Below are 5983 nucleotides of genomic sequence, written 5' to 3'. Positions count from 1 at the left end.
ATGATGGGTAATGTGCTGATATGCTAATGTGCTGATGTGCTGGTATTGCCAATGAAAATGCGGATGCGCAAATGATCCATCATCTGCACATCCGCACATTTGCATATTTGCACATTAATTTACTACAGTCCGCTGATAGCAATACCGATTGAATACGGCCTGATATCTAAATTGCTGCCATTGTCCTTGAACAACGGGTTCAGGTTATAGGAACCGAACAGGGCAAAGTTACCCAGGCCTATACGCGCTGTAGCAGCATAACGCCAGGAGTTAAAGAACCGTTTGTTAGCAATTTTTTCCGTGTTGCGGGTACCGCCGATGCTATTGCGTTCCTTGGTATGCGCATTCATCAGGTTACCGATCTTTACACCCAAAGCCACTTTAAAGCCTTTGTTGGCATTATCCGGTACGCTACGGTAGCGCAGCTCCAACGGAACTTCCAGGTAAGTAGTAGCTACTTTATACTTCTTAAAAGTATTGTCGGTAGAGAATTTGGCAACATCCGTAGTAGCGTCATCCATATTCAGCACGTGGTTTTTCAGGAACACACCGCTGGTACCAATACCCAAACCTGCTGCCAGGCTTAAATTGGTTTTGTTAATAGGGAAATCGTACATGAAGGCTATATTAAAACCCCGGTTAAACCCGGTGCCTACGCTATCCGGCCTGTTGGCCCAGCCATCATACGTAAGGGATACTACCAGAAAATCCCTGGAACGGGTCACTGAGTTCATGGCCTTGTTCATAGCTTCCTGGGAAAAAACGCTTAGCGAAAACACCATCAACCCAAGGGTAAAAAATATTTTTTTCATACAGTTATAACGACTTAAAAGAAAGAAAATTAGGCAAATCTAATGGAAATAGAATAAAACAAAGACCTAAAGCATTAAAAAAATAACCCCGGACATCGATTTCACACCCTATTTTTGCCCCCTGACAGTCATCAATTCCCTTTTCCAATAACCGTTAGGTTTGAAGAACCTTGATATGCCACTAAAAAAACCTATCCTGATCTTCTTACTCATTAGTGCCGCCGGCTTCACCTGGCTGTTGATCACCGCACGTTTGCCTCTGGTTACCGATATCTCTATCTTCCTGATCTCCGTAATAGCCCTGCTTTGGCTGAACCGCGATATGGGCCTGCTGGAAAAGGCCAAAAAACAGCTGCAGGAAGGCGAGCACAAATATTTACAGCTTATACAAACAGCGCATGTATTACTCTATGTTACCAACAGGGGCGGTTACTTTACGTTTGTGAGCAAACACGCCGCTGCCTTAACCGGGTATACGGATGCAGAGCTGCTGGGACAGCACTATTCCATGCATATTGACCCTGAAATGTATGATGAGCTGATGCAATATTACCTGCGGCAGGTCAGGGAAAAAATACCGGTCACACACCGTGAATTCCAGATCATTACCAAGAACGGGGAACGGAAATGGGTAGAGCAGGAAGTAGTAGTACTTTATAAAGATGGCGAAATGAAAGGGTACCAATGCTGGCTGAAAGATATTTCCGAACGCATTAAATATGAGCAGGAGCTGATCCACGCCCGTAAAGTGGCGGAAGATGCCAAACACCAGCAGGAAATGTTCCTGGCCAACATGAGCCACGAAATTCGTACGCCCATGAACGGTATTATCGGTATGACCAACCTGCTCCTTAACACTTCTTTAACACTTGAGCAAAAAGAATATATTCAGGCCACCCAGCAATCTGCCAGCAATCTACTGGCTATTATCAACGAGATCCTGGACTTTTCCAAGATCCGCTCCGGCAAAATGGCGCTGGAACAAATTGCCTTTCATTTCCGTGAGCTGATGGATAAAACCCTGTTGCCCCTGCAGCTACAGGCGCAGCAAAAAGGATTGCGTTATTCGCTGGAAATAGCCGATGAAGTGCCGGATCACCTGCTGGGTGATCCTGTACGTTTTACCCAGATCATGGTGAACCTGGTGGAGAATGCCATTAAATTCACGCCGGAGGGCTCCATTGGTGTACGCTGCAGGGTGCTGGCCACGCAAAACACCCAGGTGCGTATAGGCTTTGAGGTGAGTGATACCGGCATTGGCATACCGGCAGATAAGCAGGAGATCATTTTTGAAAGCTTTACACAATCCAATGTGGAAAATACCCGCCGTTACGGTGGTACCGGCCTGGGGCTGGCCATTACCCGCGAGCTGGTAACCCTGCAGGGAGGCAGCCTTACCGTAAAAAGCAAGGAAGGCGCCGGCACTACCTTTTTTTGCGAGATACCTTTTACCAAAAACCTCTTCCTCCCGGAAACGCAAAGCAAAGGCCTGGCAGCAGCTACCCAGCCACGGCCTGTATTGCAGGGCAAAATGCTGCTGGTAGCAGAAGATAATATTATTAACCAGCGCGTAGCTTTAAACACCCTGCACAAAGCCGGCGCCAGGGTAGACATTGCAGCGGATGGAAAAGAAGTGCTTAGCCTGGTACAACAGAAAGAATACGACTGTATAATCATGGACATTCAAATGCCTGAAATGGATGGGTATACCACTACCATACAGCTGCGTAAGCAGGGTATTGATACGCCGGTGATTGCCATGACCGCCGCCGCCATTAAAGGTGAACGGGAAAAATGTTTACAATCCGGCATGAATGATTATATTTCCAAACCATTTGTACCTGAAGAGCTCTATATGAAAATATTGGACAACACCCCTTTGCCAGGTCCCGGCGTGGTAGACTTTAACCATCTACGTAGCATATTGTATAATGACACGGCTTACATAAAAGAAATGCTGCAGGAGTTCCTGACCACCATGCCTAAAAATGTGCAGGAGATCCGGGAAGCCGCCCAGCAGCAGGATTGGAAAAGAGCAGCCTTCCTGGCCCATCGCCTCAAATCAAGCCTGGGTATTGTGCCTATTGTAAATGCTATGGAAACTACCCGTGACCTGGAGAAAGAGGCGGAACAGGGCACCAACATACCTGCTATTCATGAAAAAGTACAGCAGCTGTCCGCTATTATGGATGCAGCCTGCCAGGAAGTAGTGCAGGAAATGGAACGCCTGTAAGCTATACCGCTACCGGTAAGCTAAAATAAAACAGGCTGCCTTTGCCTTCCTCACTCTCTACCCCAATGGTTCCTCCCTGCGCTTCTATAAACTCCCTTGCTATGGCCAGCCCAAGCCCGCTGCTCTTTTGGCTGTGCGTGCCGGGCACCTGGTAAAAACGTTCAAAGATCTTTTCACGGAAAGCAGCCGGTATGCCTTTGCCCTCATCCTTCACACTAAAAGTAAGTGTGTCTGATGTTTGTGCAATGGTTAGCTGCACCGCCGATCCTGCGGGTGAATAACGGATAGCATTGGTAAGCAGGTTCACCAGCACCCAGGCGGTTTTTTCCACATCCGCCAGTATGCGGGGCAATTGTTCCGGTATATGGGTTTGAATGCTTACCTGTTGTTTGGCAGCCTGCTTACGCACCGTGTCCAGTGCGTATTCCAGTACCTGCGCAGGGGCCACAGGCTGGGGCTGCAGCTGAATGTTGCCGCTTTCAACCTGCGATAGGTTTAGCAGCTCACTTACAATTTTGATCATACGCAGGTTATCCTGCTTCAGGCTTTCTACCAGCTCATGCTGTTCACTGGTCAGGTGGCCAATGCGTTCATCTTCCAGCAGCTTTAAGCTAAAGTCAGAAGAGGCTAAGGGTGTTTTCAGCTCATGTGATACCGTTGCTATGAAATGTGTTTTGGCCAGGTCCTGCTCCCGGAAGCTGGTAATGTTCTTGAGCACAATAATGTAACCGATCCTTTCATTGTCATAATCAATATCCACCAGCTCTTTGGTAAAAAAACATTCCTTTCCATCCACTACTATTTTCAATGGGCCTGTGTTCTGCGGGTTCACTAAAAAGCTGAGCAGATCATTATGTTTAGCGGCTTCCTGCGCAGGTTTGCCTATCAGCGACTGCTCCGGCATATTTAATAATTGCAGGGCAGGCGTGTTCGCAAACAGGATAATGTTCTTGGTATCAAAACCAATGGTGGCATCTTTCAGGCTGCTGATCACCGCCTCTGCACGCTGCTTTTCAAACATAATGCGGGCCAGGTTGCTGTGCTCATAATCATCCAGGCGCTGGGCCATGGTATTAAAGGCGGTGGCCAGCTCTCCAAATTCATCGGCGCTTTTAAAATGCAGGCGCTGGCTGTATTTTTTATCGGCAATGCCTTTGATGCCGATGGTAAGCTCCCGGATGGGATTGGCCACATAACCAGGGAAATTATATACGAAGGTGAACCCCAGTAAAAAGCAAACCCCGCTGATAACGGCTATGTATAGCAGCGCATTGTTAGCTGTTTTCTTTACGCTTTCATGCTTACCTACAATGGCCTGCATGTTGGTATCCATGATCACGTAGATGCTTTTGCGTATGGCCTGCAGCTCCTGCTGGGAAACAGCGCTGTCTTTCTTTAGCCGTTCAAAGGCCCGGCGTACCTGTACGGTGGCGCTGCCTTCACCGTATTCCGTGATATTGGTTTCCTGCCGGTGCAGCTGTTGTTCAAATGTCAGCAGGCCGCTGCTGCGGTCTGTATGCAGGGCATCCAGCGCTATCAGCATGTTCTTGCTATACTCCAGGGATTCATAGTTATCCTGCAAAATAGTGCGTGCCTTTACATTCAGGTTGGTGAGATAATAGTATCCCAGTACGCTCACCAGCAGCAGCATAAAGTAAAGGAACAGCACCCCCAGCGTGATCTTTGTTTTTAGCCTCATGATAGAATTATGAGATCAATGTCATTGGAAGATAATGTTTTTAGCAATTGGTTAAAGAGGTTGGTCCTTAAGATAATACGGAACAGGCTAATGTGCGGTTTGCCAATACACACGGTGGTTACCCGCTTTTCAATAGCCGTATCAATGATCACCTGCGCTACGCGGGCATCATGCACCTGCAGCACTTCCGCCCCCAGCTCGGTGGCCAGCTTCAGGTTGTTGATCAAATGGCGCTGGGATGCCAGGCTTATGCGGGCGGCGTTCTCGCGCGGGGCCTGCACATACAGCACATACCAGTTGCCATGGTAATAAGATGCCAGGCGGGCCGTTTTACGGATCACCTTACGCGCAATTTCATCGTTGGTTGAAATGCAGGCCAGGAAATTCTCATGCCGCATTTGCTGGCTGCGCGGCACCTCTATTTCTACTTTGCGCTCTACCTGCGAGGTTACTTCTTTCAGGGCCAGCTCCCGCAGCTGCAGTATTTTCTCTGACTGGAAAAAATTCTTGAGCGCCGTTTCCACTTTTGAGGCTTCGTAGATCTTACCTTCTTTCAGGCGGGTGATCAGCTCATCGGCTGTTAGATCTATATTCACTACTTCATCAGCCATCTGCAGCACACTATCCGGTACACGCTCTTTTACCTCCACACCGGTAATTACTTTTACCTGCTGGTTAATGCTTTCAATGTGCTGTATGTTCACGGCAGATATAACGTTGATGCCTGCATTTAAAAGCTCCGCCACATCCTGCCAGCGTTTTTCATGGCGTGCGCCGGGTATGTTGGTATGCGCCAGCTCATCTACTATCACCCATTCAGGGTTCAGCAGCAGAATGCTGTCCAGGTCCATTTCTTCCAGCATTTTGCCTTTATAAAAAACCTGCTTGCGCGGTATGGCCGGCAGCCCGTCAATCAAAGCCTGTGTTTCTTTACGGCTATGTGTTTCCACATAACCTATCTGTATGTTTATACCATTACGCAGCAGGTTGTGCGCTTCCTGCAGCATACGGTAGGTTTTACCCACACCGGCGCTCATACCAATATAGATCTTGAACTTGCCCCGGCCCGATGTTTTGTTGGCCAGGTGCAGGTAGTGTTGTACCGAATGTTCTTTGTCTGTCATAACAGGTATGTGGTTAAAACCAGAAAGATAGTGAGGTGGTTACCGATGCATTTCCGGTCTTCAGCTCATCATCCTTTACAAATATGGCGTCTTTGCTGTCGTAATATTTTCCCTC

The 5983-nt window shown here is 48.0% G+C and carries 4 protein-coding genes; 1 reads left to right on the top strand and 3 read right to left on the bottom strand.

The genetic code is table 11. From position 1 onward, the window contains the following. Positions 1 to 122: 122 nt before the first annotated feature. Positions 123 to 812: a porin family protein gene (locus VIM87_RS05525; RefSeq protein WP_089906807.1), complete on the bottom strand. Its 690-nt coding sequence runs from the start codon at positions 810 to 812 to the stop codon at positions 123 to 125. A gap of 160 nt (positions 813 to 972) precedes the next feature. Between VIM87_RS05525 and VIM87_RS05520 the strand changes: the two genes are divergently transcribed. After that, positions 973 to 3045: a response regulator gene (locus VIM87_RS05520; RefSeq protein WP_331996012.1), complete on the top strand. Its 2073-nt coding sequence runs from the start codon at positions 973 to 975 to the stop codon at positions 3043 to 3045. Between the two features lies 1 nt (position 3046). Here the strand turns inward: VIM87_RS05520 and VIM87_RS05515 are convergent, their stop codons facing one another. Further along, entirely contained in the window at positions 3047 to 4744 is a 1698-nt protein-coding gene (locus VIM87_RS05515; protein WP_331996011.1) for an ATP-binding protein, read from the bottom strand. Beyond that, positions 4741 to 5868 (bottom strand): sensor protein KdpD, encoded by a 1128-nt coding sequence (locus VIM87_RS05510; protein WP_331996010.1) that lies wholly within the window; start codon positions 5866 to 5868, stop codon positions 4741 to 4743. Before VIM87_RS05510 ends, VIM87_RS05515 begins: the two co-directional genes overlap by 4 nt. Positions 5869 to 5983: the final 115 nt, after the last annotated feature.

The organism is Chitinophaga sp. (assembly GCF_036569125.1).
Lineage (GTDB): Bacteria > Bacteroidota > Bacteroidia > Chitinophagales > Chitinophagaceae > Chitinophaga.
This window is presented reverse-complemented; position numbering and strand designations above follow the sequence as displayed.